The 19,697-nt window shown below is 41.5% G+C and carries 14 protein-coding genes; 4 read left to right on the top strand and 10 right to left on the bottom strand.

Features of this window, described 5'->3' with window-relative positions:
- Positions 1 to 53 precede the first annotated feature (53 nt).
- A complete protein-coding gene (locus tag AC4IFO_RS14750) occupies positions 54 to 734 on the bottom strand; it encodes a hypothetical protein (RefSeq protein WP_490735452.1) in 681 nt (226 codons plus the stop codon).
- Positions 735 to 933: 199 nt separating this feature from the next.
- Here AC4IFO_RS14750 and AC4IFO_RS14745 point away from each other — a divergent pair, with 199 nt between their 5' ends.
- Entirely contained in the window at positions 934 to 2,232 is a 1,299-nt protein-coding gene (locus AC4IFO_RS14745) for an SLC13 family permease (protein ID WP_490735450.1), read from the top strand.
- Between the two features lie 163 nt (positions 2,233 to 2,395).
- Positions 2,396 to 3,562: a hypothetical protein gene (locus AC4IFO_RS14740; protein WP_490735448.1), complete on the top strand. Its 1,167-nt coding sequence runs from the start codon at positions 2,396 to 2,398 to the stop codon at positions 3,560 to 3,562.
- A gap of 64 nt (positions 3,563 to 3,626) precedes the next feature.
- Here AC4IFO_RS14740 and AC4IFO_RS14735 read toward each other — a convergent pair whose 3' ends face one another.
- From AC4IFO_RS14735 to AC4IFO_RS14710, 6 genes are all read right to left on the bottom strand, one after another.
- A complete protein-coding gene (locus tag AC4IFO_RS14735; protein WP_490735446.1) occupies positions 3,627 to 4,730 on the bottom strand; it encodes an ABC transporter substrate-binding protein in 1,104 nt (367 codons plus the stop codon).
- Positions 4,727 to 5,596, bottom strand: a complete 870-nt coding sequence (locus AC4IFO_RS14730) for a PepSY domain-containing protein (protein WP_490735444.1) — start codon at positions 5,594 to 5,596, stop codon at positions 4,727 to 4,729. The genes AC4IFO_RS14735 and AC4IFO_RS14730 overlap by 4 nt, the downstream gene beginning before the upstream one ends.
- Positions 5,597 to 5,601: 5 nt before the next feature.
- Complete coding sequence (locus AC4IFO_RS14725; protein ID WP_490735442.1) at positions 5,602 to 7,746, bottom strand: TonB-dependent siderophore receptor; 2,145 nt, start codon at positions 7,744 to 7,746, stop codon at positions 5,602 to 5,604.
- A 135-nt stretch (positions 7,747 to 7,881) separates the two neighbouring features.
- Positions 7,882 to 8,724: a helix-turn-helix domain-containing protein gene (locus AC4IFO_RS14720; protein ID WP_490735440.1), complete on the bottom strand. Its 843-nt coding sequence runs from the start codon at positions 8,722 to 8,724 to the stop codon at positions 7,882 to 7,884.
- Between the two features lie 129 nt (positions 8,725 to 8,853).
- Entirely contained in the window at positions 8,854 to 9,756 is a 903-nt protein-coding gene (locus tag AC4IFO_RS14715; RefSeq protein ID WP_490735438.1) for a hypothetical protein, read from the bottom strand.
- A 75-nt stretch (positions 9,757 to 9,831) separates the two neighbouring features.
- The gene (locus tag AC4IFO_RS14710) at positions 9,832 to 10,374 is read right to left on the bottom strand and encodes a TetR/AcrR family transcriptional regulator (RefSeq protein WP_490735436.1); all 543 of its coding nucleotides are present in this window, start codon (positions 10,372 to 10,374) and stop codon (positions 9,832 to 9,834) included.
- 94 nt (positions 10,375 to 10,468) lie between these two features.
- Here AC4IFO_RS14710 and AC4IFO_RS14705 point away from each other — a divergent pair, with 94 nt between their 5' ends.
- Positions 10,469 to 11,968: an MFS transporter gene (locus AC4IFO_RS14705; RefSeq protein ID WP_490735434.1), complete on the top strand. Its 1,500-nt coding sequence runs from the start codon at positions 10,469 to 10,471 to the stop codon at positions 11,966 to 11,968.
- Between the two features lie 27 nt (positions 11,969 to 11,995).
- Here AC4IFO_RS14705 and AC4IFO_RS14700 read toward each other — a convergent pair whose 3' ends face one another.
- Positions 11,996 to 13,405, bottom strand: coding sequence for an MFS transporter (locus AC4IFO_RS14700; RefSeq protein ID WP_490735432.1), 1,410 nt, complete (start codon positions 13,403 to 13,405; stop codon positions 11,996 to 11,998).
- Positions 13,406 to 13,479: 74 nt separating this feature from the next.
- Here AC4IFO_RS14700 and AC4IFO_RS14695 point away from each other — a divergent pair, with 74 nt between their 5' ends.
- Entirely contained in the window at positions 13,480 to 14,139 is a 660-nt protein-coding gene (locus AC4IFO_RS14695) for a helix-turn-helix transcriptional regulator (protein WP_490735430.1), read from the top strand.
- On the opposite strand, the gene AC4IFO_RS14690 is transcribed toward AC4IFO_RS14695, so the two are convergent.
- Both AC4IFO_RS14690 and AC4IFO_RS14685 read right to left on the bottom strand, forming a co-directional pair.
- Positions 14,118 to 14,684, bottom strand: a complete 567-nt coding sequence (locus AC4IFO_RS14690; protein WP_490735428.1) for a rhomboid family intramembrane serine protease — start codon at positions 14,682 to 14,684, stop codon at positions 14,118 to 14,120. The genes AC4IFO_RS14695 and AC4IFO_RS14690 overlap by 22 nt on opposite strands.
- Positions 14,681 to 19,621, bottom strand: coding sequence for a DNA repair ATPase (locus AC4IFO_RS14685; protein ID WP_490735426.1), 4,941 nt, complete (start codon positions 19,619 to 19,621; stop codon positions 14,681 to 14,683). Before AC4IFO_RS14685 ends, AC4IFO_RS14690 begins: the two co-directional genes overlap by 4 nt.
- Between the last annotated feature and the right edge of the window lie 76 nt (positions 19,622 to 19,697).

The raw sequence follows: 19,697 nt of genomic DNA, 5'->3' as shown, positions 1-19,697 counted from the left end.
CGTCAATGAAGGTATTTCATTGCGTTATATCGGCTTTACTCTCAATAAAAATCTTAATCTAAACTGTAATTTTCAGGTGTTTTCATTTTTTTAGGCACCACCAACTCCTCGCCACGAAAGCACGAAAAATCTTCATAAAATTTCTCACTTGCTATTGAATTTCGTCGGTCTTGATAAGATAAAGTGACTTGATCGGCATCGATTAAATATAATTTATCATTCTTATCTTTCTTCACATTACCCAGCACATAGAAATCATGAAGAATACGCTGGTGAGATTTTATAAAATCAAAGGCTTCTAGCGGTGAAGCATCCGCTCCATTGACAAACTTAGTAATTAATACACGTTGGCCAGTATCGGGTAAGCTAGATTCTCTGGAAAAATCATCGCCATTGATTTCATTTAATATACGGGACGTTCTTTTGCAAGTTGCATACTCAGGCACTGACTGATCTGGTTTTTTGGGAACTTTTACAACGTAATTTTCAAAACGATATGCAATTCCATAGCTACCCTCTCCAATTTTTCTTAAATTTTTAATTGAAATATTACCGCGTCTAATTTGAGCTGAAAATCTATCAATCATTTCAATTGGCTTATTCTGTAGTAATTGAGATGGCGTATTGTTGACTGACAATATATGGCATTGTGATTTAGTTAATTCATCACTGATGACTTTATTTTGAGTGATCGGGTGACCTACATATTTTGAGTAAGTAATCGCTATAACCATACTGTTTACCTTATTCATTATAGTGTTAAAAATAAGGTTGAATGTATATAAAATCACCGTTTTGAACTATAACAAAGCGGTGGTATTTAGCTGGTTATATGTGCATTCGTAGGGTATTAATTTTGTGTATACTTAATTTTCTTGATGTGGCTTTGAAACGATAATAGAAAATAATAAAAACCAATATAAGGCGAGCTAGATGGCAGAGATAGAATGGGTTAGTGCGATAGTCATTGCAATCACAATCGGTTTTTGGGCGACAGGGAAACTCCCTGAATATTTGGTGGCGTTACTGTTTCTAGCCGCGGCAGCATGTTTGCATTTAGCGCCGACTAATGTAATTTTTTCAGGATTCACTTCAGAAGCTTTTTGGCTTGTGTTAAGCGGCTTTATCCTTGGTTTTGCGATTAATAAAGTTGGGCTGGCGGAGCGTATTGCTCAACATATCTCAGGGCGATTTACCAATTCATGGTTGAAATTAATTATCGGAGTGGTGATCCTCGCTTATGGGTTGGCTTTTATCATGCCATCGAACATGGGGCGGATTGCACTATTGATGCCTATTGTGATGGCGATTGCGGATAAAGTCGGATTAGAAAGTGGCAGCCGAGGGCGTATAGGGTTAGCGTTAGCCGTCGGGTTTGGTACATTCCAACTTTCAGCCACGATATTACCTGCCAACGTACCGAATTTAGTGATGGCTGGTGCAATAGAAACCACCTACGGGATAAAGCTATCTTATCTAAACTACCTATTTCTCCATATGCCTATTCTGGGGCTAATCAAAGGTCTTTTAGTTGTTCTGTGTATTTATTTCCTATTTCCTGCCAAATTACAGCCGATAGCTGAACAAAAAAAATTACCACCGATGAGCCGTAATGAGAAAAAACTGGGTCTTCTTTTGGCGATAACCTTACTTTTTTGGATTACGGATACCACCCATGGTATTTCCCCTGCATGGGTTGGTTTAGTGGCGGCATGTTTATGTTTGCTACCGAAAGTGGGGTTTGTGACCAATGATGAATTTGTTCAAGCGGTAAATATCCGTACCTGTATTTATGTAGCGGGGATCTTAAGCCTAGCAACATTAGTGAGTTATTCCAATGTCGGAATGGTAGTAGGTACTTACCTTCAAAAATTATTGCCATTGGACCCTAATAGCCCATTTGTGGATTTTGGTAGCTTAGTTGGGTTGACCAGCGGGCTAAACTTTGTCGTAACGGCTAATGGTGTCCCTGCATTATATACACCGTTGGCAGAATCGCTCTCCAGTGCAACTGGGTTACCCATGATTGCCGTATTGATGATACAGGTTATTGGTTATTCAACGCCATTGTTGCCTTATCAGGCATCCCCCATTGTTGTGGCTATGGGGATGGGCAAAGTGCCATTAATGGATGGCGTTAGGTTATGTATTATATTATTTATACTGACTTTCCTTTTGTTAGTTCCTCTGGATTATTTTTGGTTTAGATTGCTGGGCGTGATCCCCTCTTAGTTTCATCAAAAGAGGCGATTTTGTTTTCAACGGTTTTCTTACCATTTTGCGTTAACCAACGGCTCATTATTTTATCGTAATGGGCCTTTTTTATTATCTAAAAAATATAGTTTCTATTTTTTGTTTTTTTTAATATAAAATGAAAAAAACAAGGAAATAAAATATGGAAATTATATTTATTGATGTAATTAATAAAGAGTATGAATCTTTGTGTCAATTATATTGGCAGGTTGAGGAAAATAGTCGTTTTTCATATTCAATGCTTAAATTAGAAGAAAAAACACAGTTAAAAACTAAAGAAATAAAAGCAATCGTTGCTCAAAGCTGTAAAGCTTATTGTTTAAAGCTAAAATGCGTTTCCTGTGGTGAAATAGAACCATTAAAAGATAGAAGTCATTTTAGTCATTTAGATAATTTAGAACATATATGTATTGATTGTATTCGTATTGAAAATGAAAAAGAGCGGTTAGAGAAGGTAGAATACATTGATATGATGAGGCTTTATAAAAAAGAAACCGCTATAAGTATCAATGACCTTTCCTTTGAAAATAGTGTTTTTTTACTTGCACTGATACGCCATAGTGCCGATGAAGACCTAATGTATTTAGAAAACCTTGAAAGTCAGAAGTGTAAAAAACTGACGCCGAGTGATGAATTTGACAGATTTATTATCGAACAACTCTATACAGCAGGTGTACTGGTTATTAGCTCAGTGACTAATTTAGATCGATTGTATATGAATGATGAATATATTAATTTCAATACAATTTTGATGTGCTGGGAGGTTGTTATTGCAGAAACAGATAACTTATCAGTTATTATTGATTTGTTAGAAGATAAGTTATCAAATATGCAGTTTTTAAACGAAAACAAAGAAGAACTCATCATATTATGTAAAAAGAATAATTTATTTGAGTGCTTTTTTTATCTTAATAATGAAATGTCTGAATATGGCTTTACTTCTTTTCAAATTGGTGAAAAAACGACAAAAAACATTGCTAATTTATTAGAGAGTTTATCTGTTGGGCAAGTTTTTCATATTATCGCTAAGACGGTTGCGGATGCCTTTATCTATCACCAAAAAAAATCGACTAAAATCAATAAGGGGCAAGCCGCGAATTCTGTTGTTGATGCAATGAAAAGAATGCATGAAAGGTACTCTGCAAATGGATGGCAGATATATTCAAAATATCGGCCTCGTGATTATCCTCAATCAGTCATTTGTCAGGTTTTATTTGTGTTTATTCTGCATACGGATGATGGCGGAATTCATAAGCCGTTAAAACAAATAATAATTGAGGATGAAAGAGGTGTTTTCTTGACGCGGTAAATCGTTTATTTTGAAATGGTGAGTCGGCTATTGGTTTCCATAACTGACCCACCAAGATAAAACGTTATTTCAACGTCAATGAAAATATCCCTGTCGCAGGGATTGGCATAAATCGCTGGTACATTTCTTTGCGGGTAGCTTCAGGGTCAATATCGTTAAACAACTCTGGGTGTAGCCATTTTGCTAACGATTGAAAGGCGATAATATTTTCAGGTGAATCATAGAAAATATGCCACAAACCATGCACTCGCCTTTGTTCGACCGCGCGCAATTGACCTATCGGCTTGCGCATCGAAATGGCTTTTAAACTCGATTGTGCAGCTTGTTCTGTGGCGGAATAGCCAACAGTGACCCCTGCTTTACCTTCAGGGAAAACCCCTGTAGCCACATATACATCGGGCTGACTTGCCAAAATAAATTCTGGGTTAAGCTTGCCAATTGCCCCGGGAATAATTTTTTCACCAATTGCGATGCCATCAGCAAGGTTTATCATATCCGTCATGCTGCCTTTCCCCGGTGACCCGCAACATTCTTGCAAGCCGGGAAGATAATCCACAAAAATCGTTGGCTTATTTTTAGTTTCTATATTGGTTGGAATACGCGCAATAATTTCATCCATCTTTTGCTGGTAATAGGCATTAAATTCGTTGGCTTTAGCCTCTTTACCAATAGCTTGACCAAGTATCTTCATACTTAATTGAGTGTGTTTGATTGGGTGCTGACTAAAATCCACGTGAATTACCGCAATTCCAGCTGATTCGAGTAAAAGAGCCGCTTCACTGCCAGCGCCGGGGCCATGGCCACCTGTTAAGGGTAAAATGACGAGATCAGGTTGCAGGGCTAAGGCTTTTTCGATACTGAATGTATCTTCTGAGCCACCGCCAACAGTTGGAATATCATCAATGTGTTTAAACACCGCCTTGTAAGCGGCATAACCTTGCACATCTAAATCACGAAAATCCCCTTGCCACCCAACGATGCGTTGAAATGGCGCCTCTTTTTCTAAGATGGAAAGTGGGTAAATCATCCGTCCTTCCCCCAGCAAAATGCGTTGAACGTGGTCAGGGACTTGCACTTGTCGGCCGGTAATATCGGTCACGGTAACTGCTTGGCTGTAGATGGAAAATGAAAAGAGACCGAATGAGAGTAAAGAACGTAATAATTTCATTGTTTTATCCTGTTATCAGATAGCGCAAAAGAGCGCCGTTTTTTCCACCAAATCACCACGCCACTGATGTACAAGAAGGGTAATAAAAAGCCGGAAAAAAACACAATAAGCAGCCCAAAGAAACCCAGTCCAATTTCGCTATGGAGAGTTGAAACCAAACCTTTGATTTCTTGGGCTGAAATTAATGAAGTGAATAAATTGGGGCGAGCTAGCAGCACACCGCTGAAGGCAATAATAAAAAGTGGGAGAGTAAAATAGATAGCAAAGAAATAGTGCCATTGGCGCCATTTTGCCCCATTTTTTAGGCCTTTTTTCCAATGCACTAACATGGAAAACACATTTTTCCTTGGCCACCATAATAGGGCACCACTCACTATTGATACGATCAACACCACGCCACAAGTCAATACCAACCAGCTTCCTATGTCAGGAGGTAATAGCAGCAAACGATGTAATGAAACCACTTTGGCAAAGAGTAAATCATCAAAAATAACAAACCCTTTTGCATCGGCATTGATTGGGTCAATAAAGGCGATGCCCAGTTTATTCGATGGGGTAACAGAGCCAAACACCATCGCATTCGTTGCAGGAATAAAGCCACTGTTCGGTGGTGCAACTCCCATTACTTTATTGAGCTGTGGATAGCTATTTGTCGCTTGCTGTCGCCAAATGTCTGACGACAGCAATGTCCCTTGTGTATGCGGCGTGGCATACAACACCTGTTGGCCAATTTCCCATTCTAAAATGGGTTTCTTCAGTAATAGCAGCGACCCAGAAATGCCTAAAATAGCAATGAAAAAACCGATCACTAAACCGAGCCATAAATGGATTTTTAGCCAATATTGACGTGAAGAATGCTTAGCCATCACGATCACCAGCGGTACCGTAATGAGGCAATCACGGTTCTATCAAAGCCAACAGAACATCCACCCATTGAACAACTGGTATAGTATTGTTTATTGGTAATATTGTTGACGTTTACACCCACTCGCCAGTTATTCAAGTTGGCATTGATCCCACCTAAATCATAATGTGCAGCAGCATCAAACAGGGTATTTGATGGGTTCGAAATAGTGTCATCATTATTCACAGGGGATGAACCTGTATAACGAACACCTGCACCAAGCCCTAAGCCTTGTAATTGCCCGCTTTGCAAGGTGTAATCTGCCCATGCTGACGCGGTGTGCTCAGGTAACCCTGTAGGGCGTTTACCTTTTTCTGAGGCATTGTTAGTTTTGGTGTTTTCCAATTGGTTATAGGTATACGCAGCGGTTAAATCTAGGCCATCAAATGGCGAGTAAACACCTTGTAATTCAACGCCTCTTGAGCGAACTTCCCCTGTTTGTAAGCTATTTAAATTATTTTTAGGATCGGCGGTGAGCATGTTTTGTTGCTTCAATTCAAACACCGCTAAAGTGAGATTGGTGTTGCTGCCTTCTGGTTGATATTTCAGCCCAGCTTCCATTTGTTTGGCAGTAATCGGCTTATAGTTATTGCCATAAAAGTTTACCCCGAGTTGCGGGTTAAATGACGTGGAATAGCTTACATAGGGAGCTAATCCAAAGTCAGTGACATACATAGCGGCGGTGCGGTAGGTAAATTTACTGTCCCGCTGTTCGGTAGATGTTTCACTCTTTCGATTGCGTGTTTTGCTATTCGACCAATCTTCTCTCCCGCTTAAAACCAAGATCACGCCGTTATCAAATTTCGCTTGCTGCTGTGCATAAACGCCCACTTGGTCGCTAGTTTGTAGCGTGTTTGACATCATATTATTGACAGGGCCGTAATCACCGCCGTAGCTCGGGTTATAAATATCGATTGAGCTCGCCTTTCCGGTCATCAAAATATAGTCTTCGCGAGTATGACGATAATCCACACCTGCAAGTGAGGTCATTTCGACGTTATCTACCCACCAGTTAGCCTGTAAGTTGTTGTCTAAACTCAGCACATCGCCTTTAATGCGAAAATGGTAAGCCACACGGTTTAAGGTTTTCATATCGGGAGAAAGGTACATTCCCTGCGCAATATTCGTATTTAAATCGGTATGGCTAAAACGCGCGCCTGAGTGAGCCGAAAAGGTCTCGTTAAAATCAGTATCTAATTGATAACCCAGAGATGCTTGTGTCCTATCATTTTTTAACCCGGGCTCATCGAGGAAAACATTAGGATTCACCTTGCCATTAGGATTAGGAAGCAGCGTGCCATTCAACGGTAAGAAAGGGCGCGGGGCACCAAACTTATCATGGCTGTAATCAGCTAATACCGTGAATGTCGTATTGTCATTCGGTAACCAAGTAAAGGCTGGGGCGATATAGACTTTATCGTCTTTGATGTGTTTGATTTGCGTATCACTTTTACGTACTAGCCCCGTTAGACGATAAAAGTATTTTTCGCTGCCATCAATTGGGCCACTAAAGTCCCCTTGTAGTTGGCGGCGGTCAAAGTTACCACCTTGTACTTCAATTTCATGAAGAGGCTGATACAAAGGCCGCTTAGTGATTTGGTTAACGATCCCACCTGGTGAGTTTTGTCCGTATAAAACGGAAGAAGGACCACGAATGACATCAACGCGCTCTAAGCCATAAGGTTCTACTTTAGGCCATGCTTGCGCGGTGGTGCTGCGTAAGCCATCTCTTAACATTCCCGTGCTGGATGCATTAAAACCACGGATATTTAAGCTATCAAAGCGCGATGATGCCGCCCCGTTGGTTTGTAGCACACCAGAGGTATAGCGCAGCGCTTCACCGACAGACTGTGCATTGTGAGTGCTCATTTCGTCGCGTGTGACAACACTGATGGCTTGTGGCGTTTCAATTAACGCGGTATTGGTTTTTGTTGCGCTAGTACTGCGAGTTGCCACATATCCCTCTACTTTTCCTGTTGGGGATTGTATAGGGGAGGCGGTGACAATAATTTTTTCGTGTTTGGCTTGATTGTTTTCTTTTGAATAGGCAGCAGACGAAAAAATTAATGAAATAACAGTAAGGTAAATAGGTGAATACGGATAATTTTTCATTGAGATGCGAACCCTAGCAAGAAAGATAAAACGAGAATGTATCTCATTTACACTTTTTCGGTATTCACGTCGCTTTGGGTATTCAGACTATTTATTTGTGAATATAAATATCCTATTGATTGGATTGATAAATAATCAACACAATGTTTTGGGTGAAAAGCCAAATCGTTTACGAAAGGCTGTTGAAAGGTGTGCTGGTGAATAACCGACTTTCCATGCAATTGTCGAAACTTGTTCTGCACCGGTTGATAATAGGCGGTAAGCTAACTGGAGGCGTTGTTCTTGAATAAATGGCGCAATGGAAGAACCAAACAGCTGTTTAAATCCAAAATTGAGTTTACGAATGTTGAGCCCGGATAGTCGGCTAAGTTGATATAAACTTGGCGGTTGCGCTAAATCAGCTAAAATCAACGCTTTGGCTTCATTGAGTTTACTAATGTCATGGCTGCTAAGTTTTGGATGATGAATAGATTGGTGGCTTTGTTGGATATGTTCAAATGAATGAGCACAAAGTTCGAGTACTTTACCTGTTAAATACATGTTTCCAAGTGCGCCACTGAGAGGGCAGTTCAGTATTTGATTTCCTAATGCAGTGAGGACATTACCTGCGTGTTTAGAAAGTAATTGGGGCCCTTGATGTTTTGCAGCGAGTAGCAACTCAGGTTGTTTAATTTGAAAGGAATCGAGTAAGTGTTCAGATAAGCACACGGAGACATAACGCACGTCATCCGCTTGTAAAAAGCGTTGCTGGCTTTCTTGCTCGTGTTGGTTTGCAATCACGCATAATGATGCGCCCGACAACGAAACCGTTTTTTTATTATCAGGCTGGCATTCAAGTTCACCATTCATCATTAAGACGAGTTTTACGCCTTTCCATAAAGGCTCTCTGACCCATTTTCCTGCTTCTGGGGTCATTTTTCCCCGTAAGAAAAATGACCCTGTATCAGGTAATAGTGCCGTTATCTGGTTATTATCCATGCCTTATCACCTTGTTGATTTCACTGTGTCAGAGCTTTTACTTGAGGATATTATTTCACCTGTTCATTATTTTCAATTTTATCGTGGTATTTCACAGGTATTCTCATCGAGAATACCTGTAAAACAATCTTATTTACTCGGTAACAGGTCTTCTATTTCAGAATAATAGAGCGGTTTTTTTTCGTTAGCACCAAGTGGCTTTTCAATAAATATATTTTTATAGACTTTGCGTATGTTTAGTGTCCCTAATGAGGGATAACGTTTTAACTCAGTAGGCTGCGTTATAAGGTCGGCATCAATCACATATTTTTTCCCATTATCATCCACTTTGACATTGCCATTGGAACCATAATCAAAAATGATATGACCTTTTTGTTTAACAAAGTTATAAGCATCATCATCAATAATGTTTTTTCCAGAAACATACTTTGAAATTAAAACATCTTTTCCATTATCAAAAGTTATGGCTCTTGAAAAATTCATATTTTTATTTAATTTATTGAGTAAAGAGGAGCAACGATTTACATCACTTTGCGGATTTATTTCATAGATATCATAAAAAGGAACTTTAATCACAAAATTTCCAACTCGATAGGCTGTTCCATAAAAACCATGACCTAGACAATTGGTGCTATCAAGGTATAACGTTGAGGGTTTTCCTTTAGTTACCGTATTCAGGAAACCTTGATGGATATAGCCTCTATTATCTTTTGTTATATATTGAATATTTTCTTCTTTTATTCTTCTAACGAAAGAGTCGATAGTTTTAATATCTTCTAGTTTGGTTCTATTTATGGAGGTAATTGGTTTTTGTTTTTCAATTTTTTTGGTGATTTTACTTTCTTTTGATGGAAGGTAAGGAATATTTACATTGAATTTATACTGTTTTTTACAGCTATAATCTTTAATTTTCACGTTATCATTATTTGAATTTATGCTTTTTATATGATCAAAAATAAAATTTTTATTAGTCTTTTGTGGTTGGTAATCATAACGAAGGTTTGTGGTAACAGGGGTAATGATTGGTCTCATAATAATCTCCTTTTTAATATGTTACTTAATAATATTGAATTAGGAGATTATTAATTTAAAAAAAGGACATTATTATTAGTGATTTTTCAATAAATTTTCCATATCACTAAATATAGATTGCCATTCACTATCATCGATTTCCATTAACCCCATATAGCGCAACATAAAAGCCCCTTCAGTTGCTAAAAATACCATGCGGGCTAATTTTCCTCTTTCTGTTGATGTGTCGAGGTTTGCGATGCGTTCCCGATACCAAATACGCGTGCTTTCGAGGTATTCAGGGGTTTGCAATAGCGAAGCCATCAATGAAGCGCCTTTTGCCATGGCGATTTTATCGTGCTGGTGGGTGGCTTGCATATGCGCCAAAACTTGCCCTTCTGGGGAGTTATCTTGTTCAACGGCTTGATTAAAAATCGTATCGTAGGACTGGCCCCATCGCTCAAACATCGCATCAATTAAGGCATCTTTGTTGCCAAAACAGTATTGGACGCCCCCTTTTGAGATACCCATTGCTTTTGCAACGGCATCAATCGTCAGAGCCGCAGCACCTTGATGAATAACAATATCTTCAGCAGCATCAAGCAGCTTTTCTCTGTCGATAGTTCGTTGACGTCCCATTTAGGAAAACCTCTTTTCAATACGTACGTATGGATTTATATTATAGCACGATCACCAATAAATGATGATCAAATAGACTCATTGAGAGAATGTTATGTTGACCGATTATAAGCGCTGGATAGTGCTTCTGTTAGTTTCAAGTGTGTTGTTTCTTATCGTTATTGATGTCACGGTGCTTTATACCGCATTACCTAAATTAACGCACGATTTAGGGGCGACATCATCCGAAAAACTGTGGATTATGAATGCGTACCCGCTGGTGGTGGCTGGCCTATTACCCGCGGCTGGGATGTTGAGTGACAAAGTTGGCCATAAGCGGATGTTTCTATTGGGGCTGCCATTATTTGGTATCGCTTCTTTGTGTGCGGCATTTTCACCCACAGCAACCAGCTTAATTTTATCACGAGGTTTCCTTGCCGTTGGTGCGGCGGTGAGTATGCCTGCGACACTTGCCATTGTTAGGCACGTTTTTTTAGACCCAAAAGAAAGGGCGCTGGCAATTGGGATATGGTCTGCTGTCGCATCAGGCGGCGCGGCAATTGGCCCTTTAGTTGGCGGAATTTTACTTAACCACTTTTGGTGGGGGTCAGTTTTTCTGATAAATGTCCCTGTCGTATTATTGGTTATCCCTTTTGCGTATTTCCTGATCCCACAATGTGGTGGGAAAAGTCATAAAAAAATCGATATTTTAGGTTCAGTTTTAGTGCTAGTTGGCTTAATTGGTTCAATTTACGCATTAAAAGAGCTCGGTAAACCTTATATCGATTGGATGCATGTAGTGATTTCAGGGGCGATTGGGGTTTTCTTTTTGGTGGCATTTAAACGCCGGCAGATAGCGTCTGAATCACCAATGATTGATTTTGCCTTGTTAAAACAACCGAAATTTAGTGCGGGCATTATGATGGCGATTTTATCTATCGTGGTCATTGTTGGTGTTGAGTTATTGCTTAGCCAACGTTTGCAGCTTGTTTTAGGTTATAGCCCATTTGTCGCGGCGTTGTATATCATCCCTATTCCATTGGCTTCTGTGATAGCAGCACCATTGGCGGGTATGTATTTGCATAAATTTGGTGAGGTAAAACTAACCCTTTTTGGTTTTATTTGTACGTTAGTTGGTGTTGCCGGTTTAACGATGGTCTATCAAACCTCGACAGGAATATTGTTACTTTCATTCCTCTTTTTGATTGGTTTTGGTTTGGGCGCCATTTTTACAACGGCTTCCACGACGGTGATGTTAAACGCGCCAGATGAAAAAGCGGGGATGGCAGCCTCAATCGAAGAAATTGCCTATGAAATTGGCAGCGTACTTGGCGTCACTTTTATGGGTGGGTTGATGAGCGCGATTTATACGTTAAAGCTCTCTCTACCAGAAGGTATAACGGTTAGCGATAAAGCCTATGACAGCATTGATGAGGCATTATTAGTCGCGGAAAAATTACCACAAGATAAAGCTAATTTATTAGTTAATCAGGCAAATATTGCTTTTGACCATGCATTTTTAGCGGTCATGGTCGCAACGATATTTGTTTTGTTAATCAGCATTATCGTTTTGCCTGCTTTCTTGCGGTCAAAAAAGACGTCATCAGTTTATTAGTAAGAGGGAGCAATTAGCTCCCTTTTTTTACTTCACTTTACGGATCAAAAAGATAGCTAATAATGGGCTAAGAGCGAATAACGCAAACAGCCAAATTGAGGCTTGTTGTGCGCCTACAATTCCTCCTGGATTCATTAACCCGCTATTGTTCACGACCACGCCAACCAAAGCAGCAGAAAGGGCAGTCGCATACAGTTGGATTGTAATAATGGATGAAGAGGCTAAGTTTTCTTCACCTTCTGGAGCTGCATTAAAAACACGTAGAACAAGGTGAGGCCAGCAAACGCCTATCCCAAGGCCGACCCCCATCATTGCGACTAAATACACAATAAATAGCGGTAATGACTCGATAAGCTGCTGATTATGGGTTAAAACGGCTAACACAATCAGAGAGACAAATATGATGACCGGACCGGTTCGGATTATCTTCAGAACAATTGCCCCTGTTTTATTGGCGCTAAATAGTGCACCAATAGTCCAGCCTGCCGCCATGATTGCGGTTAAATATCCAGCAGACAGTGGTGAGAAGTGATGGATTGTTTGTAAGAAATAAGGCACATAGATTTCAGTTGTCATGCCGCCAACAAGCAAACACATGGTTAAGAAAATGACGCCAAGTGGACTTTTCAGCGAATAACTGCCTGTGGGTAAAAGCCGTTTTCCATTTTTACCATCTAAACGTGCCATCGTAACTAGCAAGGCAATACCAATAATTAAACCGATAATATTTATCAACAGCTTATCGGACAGGCTACCAATGGAAATGGCGAGCACTGAAATGACCAATAATGAAATTGCCAAGAACGGTATCTTGTTATTTTGTGGTGTTTGAGATTGTTTTTTAGGTAATTGGTTAATCACAATAACGGAAAGAAATACCGCAACAGGAAGTAACGCCCAAAATGCCCAGCGCCAGTGACCGCCTTGTGCGAAAATTCCCCCAATGGCTGGGCCGCATAATGTGGCTATTCCCCACATTCCAGACACAACGCCCATGGCTCGAGACCATAAATTTTCGGTAAAGACGATACGGATTAAGGCATAACTGAGCGCAAATAAAATCCCCCCGCCGAGCCCTTGCAATGCACGTCCTCCCAATAACACCAACATTGAGGGGGAGGTTGCACACCAAATGGAGCCTAGTGAAAAGAGGGTGAGGGCGATTAAATACGCCAACTTGGGCCCAAAGCTATTGAGTACTTTGCTTGAAAGCGCAGATCCGACAATTGAGGTGGCTACAAATAAGGTCGTATTCCATGCATAATATTCGAGACCACCAATATCATTAACGACACTGGGTAAGATTGTGGTGACGATATAAATATTGATAGCATGTAAGGCAACGCCCCCGGTAAGGGCGATAGTCAGTAATGCATTGGTACCGCTGAGTAAATCAGCCCACTTAGCCTGTGGTAAGGTCGATGTTTCATTGCTCATAAAGAGACCCGCTAGACGGAATAGGGAAAAAAGAGGTATTATCCAAGTAACAGCTTGGATAATAGAGTCGCATAATGATTAATGCAAGTAATTACTTTGATAATTTAAATCTAACACAAGCCGTCGATAAAGTGCTGTTTTGTATTAAAACCAAAGGGCCGATTTCGACGTCAGTGATAGCCAACGATTTAAATATGACAGGGGAAGCCGCAAGGCAACATATTCAAAAACTGACATCGATGGGGTTAGTTGAAGGCGCCCAATGTTTATCACAAACAGGCGCTGGTCGGCCGCGGCAAAATTGGGTGTTAACCGAATTGGGGCATCAGCGTTTCCCTGACACCCATGCTCAGCTTGCGTTGCAGCTGATTGATTCTGTTCGGACTATTTTTGGTGATGATGGCTTGGAAAAACTTATTCACCAACGAGAGATTGAAAGCCGTGAAAAATATATCACCCGCTGCCTAAACTTACCGTTAGCAGAGCGCCTTGCCGCATTAGCTGAAGTACGCAGCGAAGAAGGCTACATGGCAAAAGTGGAGCAAGAGGGAGAAGATTGGCTTTTTATTGAAAACCATTGCCCGATTTGCGCCGCCGCAACGGCTTGCCAAAATTTTTGCCGCTCGGAATTAGCGCTCTTTCAAGAAGTGATAGGTAAAGAGGTAAGTATTGAACGTGAACAGTATTTGTTAGAGGGAGCTGGGCGCTGTGTTTACCGTATTTCAGTGCGCTGACGGCTTTTTCCCCTTTTAGTGATTATCCAAGCAAACAAAATACCTGATAACGCGCCAGCAATATGGGATTCTGTCGAAATATACTGATGAACGGGTAATAAGCCGCTCGCCATTGCACCAAAATAAAATAGCACTAACAATGCGATGGCGATGTCAGCGAATTTTCGGCGTAAAAAACCTTGGGCAATCAACAGCCCCCATAAGCCAAAAACCCAGCCACTTGCACCGACATGCACGGCATTGCGACCCACTAGCCACACCAGCAAACCTCCCACAACAATAATAAAGAGCGATGTAACGAGATAAAATTTGACGGTGCGGTGGAGTAATAGAGCGCTGAGTATAATCAGTGGGGGAAGGTTACTGAGTAAGTGATCCCAACTTCCGTGAATAAAAGGGGCAAACAGAATACCCACCAGCCCGTTGACAGTGCGAGGGATAATACCAAAATGAATTAGCCCACCCGCGGTTAAGCTATTAACCAGCTGAATGCCAACTAATAGGGCAACTAAAGCCACTAATAGCGTCACGCGGGGGTATTTCATTCCACTTTACCTAATGCTTGAACGCTTTCGACTAAAGAGGCGAGCTGGACAACCACCCGATCACCAATATCTGCATTATCACCACCAAGGGCTTTATGGCGCATAAAGTCTTTCTTGATTTGCTGCCAACGTGCGGCTTCTTTTTCGGTCAGTGTTCCTCGTAACTCTGCGAGTTTGAGTAAATTTTCCTCTGCACCCGTAGTCAGCAATTGGGCTTCACCGAGGTAGTGGTCATCTAATAGCCGCTCTAGCTCTTCATCATTCATAACAGAAGAGACTTTTTCGCTGAGTTTATTCATATTTCGGTAACTGCCCTGCAAACGAAATGCAGGCTCAGTGCGGTATTTATCCGACTGAGCGGCGCTGGCAATGTATTGTTGATTAACCTTCAATACAATGTCACGAAGCTTAATTAATTGTTTGATGACTAAAGTGATTTCATTAATTTCAGCATCGGAGTAAGGGTAGCTCAGTGTATTGGTTGAAACCGATTTACCCATGGCCTTATCCACAAGAAGATACAAGTCATTGAGATCTCTTAGTGCCAAAGGGGCTAAAACGGGGTTCGAAGTCAGGCTATTTTCGATATAACTTAATGCAAAAGCATCGTCCATCCCGCCTAATACCTCCCCGAGATTATAGATATCGGCACGGTTGGCTAACATATCAGGGATACGGAACACTTCACCTGATTCGGTATAGGGGTTCCCCGCCATTACGACGCAGAATTTCTTACCTCGCATATCGTAGGTTTTGGTTTTGTCTTTCCAAACCCCTTCAATACGCCGTGTTCCATCACACAGGGAAATAAATTTCTGTAAGAATTCAGGGTGTGTATGTTGGATATCATCCACATACAGCATGACGTTATTTCCCATTTCGAGGGCTAAATTGAGTTTTTCCAGCTCTTGCCTTGCGGTGGCATTCGGTGCCTGTGCAGGGTCAAGGGAAAGCACATCATGACCCAGAGCAGGGCCATTCACTTTCATGAAAATCAGCCCTAAGCGATCGGCTGCGTACTCCATTAAGGTGGTTTTACCGTAACCTGGTGGGGAAATCATTAACAAGAGCCCCATGAGGTCGGTACGTTTCCCTTCACCGAGTGCGCCAATTTGCTTCGCCATGTTATCGCCAATAATTGGTAAATAGACGTCATTAATTAGCTTGTTACGGACGAATGAACTTAATGGCTTCGCTTTAAACTCATGCAGTTTTAAGCGACTACGTTCCTCTGTGACGATACGTTGGCGCAAAGCTTGGTATTGACGGAACTCAGGGATAAAGCGTTTTCGCTGCCCGCGCATCCGACTAAAGTAATTATCCAAACTGAGTGACAGTGTTTGGTTTTCAATGGTTGGGTGTTCCCCCAGTAAGCCACTGACTTTAAAGTAAAGGTCTGCTTCACTGTAACGGGCTGAAGCCACTTTATCTAAGATGATAATGGCAATTGCACCCGGTATATAAGGCACCAGATGTGCAAATTCAGGGGTTGAGCACAGCCCTTGCAGCCAATTTTGAATCAATGACCAACGTTGAGCGTAGCGCGTACCTAAATTTTGCTGGGAACGATTGAAATCAAGCCACATGTGGGCTTCTTCTAAGCGGTCTTGTAATGCTAAAACCAGTTCTTTTGCATATTTGCTGTAGACCAATTCAATCGGTGTCCGTGCTAATGCAAAGCTGAGGTATTCCGCAGCTTGTGTTTGTTCATAACTTTGGCACTGGATTGGATTATCTTGTAAAAACAAACTGATATTGGCTTCAATTTCCGCTTGTAGGTCAATCAAGGCATTATCATTATGGAACAGCTGATGAATATTCATCGCGGTTCTGGCACGTTCAGGCCAAAGTGCGGGAAACTCTTCGTTTTGAGCGGTTTCCCAGTAAATAGCGGCAATTGCCCGAGCAGTAGGACTATAACGCAGGAGATCGGCGCTCTCACCAATTGGAATTAATTTTTTTAAGATAGCAATGGCATCGTGGTCGTGAATACCCTTTTCATAGCCTTCTTTATAGCGCGGGCCTGCAAAATCGCGCACGATTTTTTCCAGCTTCTCAGGGGACGTTAACGCACTGGTTAACAACGCCATGCTGAGTTCATCTTGGCGCTTAGCGGCTGAGTAAATAATTGAATAAGCAAGGTATTCAGCGCGATAAACCGTCTCTGACTCAGATTCTAATGTTGCTGTCCAATAGGGCTGTAACTGCGCGAGTTCTGCATTTTCAATTGGTTCTTGAAAATCGGTGCCTGTGAGGTATACCCAAAGTTGGTTATTTTTAGGCAAAATAGTCAGGTCTAACTCTTGCGTGTTGACGCTAAAGCGGTGGCGACCCAATTTGATGACGTTACCGCCATCTTCAAAAATATCGGTTTTATCACGCAAAATGCGGATCGCTTGGTCGCGAGACGCTTTTAAGCGTGCATCGATATCATCAGCTTTAACGTTGTCGTTAATTTCCCGCAGTTTTTCGATGATTTCTCGCGTTTTTAACGCAAGCGGGTCTGAGGCAAAGAAGGCATTTAGCTCATCTTGAGATTGCAGACGGGTTGTTCTGCGTTGCAAGCTATCGAGTAGGCGATCGGCGGCCGTTAATAGGTTTTGTGCGCGGCGCTGGCGGTCATCAATGAGAATTTGTTTATGGGATTCAAAGGTTTCGAGTAATTCTTCGCGCTTGGCTAAGATATCATCAAGAAACTCATCGTGGCCACTAAACTGGCTTTCCAACTCTTCTAATTGAACCAGTAATCTTGATAGCTGATCATCACAACGCTCTGGGTCTGTCGCAAGGGACAATGCGTTGGTGATCCCTTGGCTAAATAAGCGGAATTGTGCGCCAAATTGCGCCACAGTTTCAACGCTGGTTTGGGACTTACGCTTTTGTTGTAAGCGAGCCCGTGACTGATTCAACTGCGCATAAATTTGTGAAATAGAATCAATGATATGGGTTTGCTGCGTCACATCATTGAATGACAGTGATGCCATTAAATTCGATAACATATCCAAATCAGCTGACATTTTTTCCATGTCGTTCATTGGGATATCTAATTGGGCGCTGTTTTGCGCTTTTTCAGTTTGTTCTTCAAAAACCGTTAATTGTGCTTTGAAAGGTTGTAGTGCTTTATCGCTAGCGAGAAAAACGGCGGTTTCTTGGGAGACATATTGTTGATTTTTTTCAATTTCGCCTTCCATTTCGCTGAGTTTATCTAAATCCATATAGCGAAATTCACGCAGCGAAATCAAGTGCCCACGCTGTGCGTTTAGGGCATTTAAACCATCTACAAATTGCTGAATATCATTCCAGCTGTCGGGTAATGTGAGTGCTAAGAGCGATTTTTGCCGGCTAACGGCCTCATTCATCGATTTAGCTGACTGCTGGCGGATGCTCTCCACCTTTTCATACTCATCGAGGACTAATTCACTGGTTTGCGTGATTTCTTTGAGTAACTTACCAATTTCTAAACATTGCTCATCGCTAAACCAGTAGTACAAATCCAACAAGTTTTTAGGTTGCTGGCTGAGCTGCTCATAGCGGGTGATAGAGACCTGATTGCCTTCAATCTCTTTGGCAACATGCAATATTTCAGAAATACCGCGTACTAAATCTGCATTACCAATTCGGCCAAAAAAGCCCCCTCGAGCAGGCTGTTTGTCCGCAAACTCATCGGAGTAAAAAGGCGTTTGCCATACTTGCATTGGGTGTACGCGGGTGGCTTCTTCTCCCTCACCTTCAAACAGCACCATTTTGCCATCTTCAAGCATGGCATAGCCGTGTCCAATCAATGGAACGGACAGGGTACGTTCAATCAGGTTATAGTTGAAAAGTGCGATACGGCCTTGGTTCGGCGAATAAAAAACGTATAAAACGTCTTCCCCATTGGGTGAGCGACGTAAACGGCGAAAACGCATACCATCCATTGGTTGCTCAAAGGTTTTGTATTCACCATTTTGCAGGTAATAGCCACCGGGGAAAATAATACCGTGATCTTCAGGGAGTTGAACACAAGCCTGCCCAATGGCATCAATGCGCTGCACAGACTGGGTCAGAGTGTTGTAAACCAGATAACGCCAGCTTTCTTCCCGATAAGGCAAAATCTTTAAAATAATCAAACTGCCCGTTTGGGCATATTCAATTTGCGCATCATCGAGGGACTGGTTTTTATCCAGCACCACTTCACGGTAAATTCCTAAACCATCTTCTGTGTTATTTTCACACTTGATTGTTAAGTCGCCACCGATGGTTTCAACGAATACGGTATCGAGGATATTAATGTGCGGGTAACGGCCATTTACGGTATCTTCGCGAGTGGTTTTTTGCCACTCAAAGTCATAAGCAGGAGGGAGGGCGATATCACGCTCCCCTCGATTATCAATGTATTCAATACGCTGTTTATCGCTTGAAATCGACCAACGAAAAACGCGTACATCGGTAATGCGCTCGCCTATTTGGAAGCTCGCTAACAGCTTGCCATCACGCTCAACAAGTTGCAGTAATTGGGTGTTTTTATAATAGGTATAGAGCTCAGTAAAATCCTGAACAAAGCGGGTGTCATTTAAAAAGGTATCTTCATTGTCGACGGTTTCAACGTCAAATTCACCGTCATTTTCAATCAAACGATACAATGAAAACACATCATCAAGGTGCGTTTCTTTTTTTAATCCAAGGAAAACGTTATAACCAAATAACAACCATTCACCCACGCGAATAATATCTCGGGCTTGGCAGTTATTTTCAGTACGAATACGAATACGCCCAATAATATCCATTTGGCTTTGGCCAAATTCTTCTAAGCGTTTTTCATTGAGCTGTGTCGCTTTTTGATGAAGTTGCTGGCCTTGTTCGGTCAGTCGCTTACGTAATATTTCATAAGCGCCCCCTTCTGCAACAGCGCTATCGAGTATTTCTTGCTCGCGATCCGTTTCCTGAAAATCTGACATGGTGCAGCGAATTCCCTTAAGATGGATTAAAAAACAAAGGCAATAGGGGGCAAAAAAGCCCCCTCAGATTTTGATT

This window comes from Providencia sp. UF-224, from assembly GCF_058245955.1.
The sequence above is the reverse complement of the archived record's forward strand: the minus strand, read 5'-3'. Positions and strand labels throughout refer to the sequence as shown.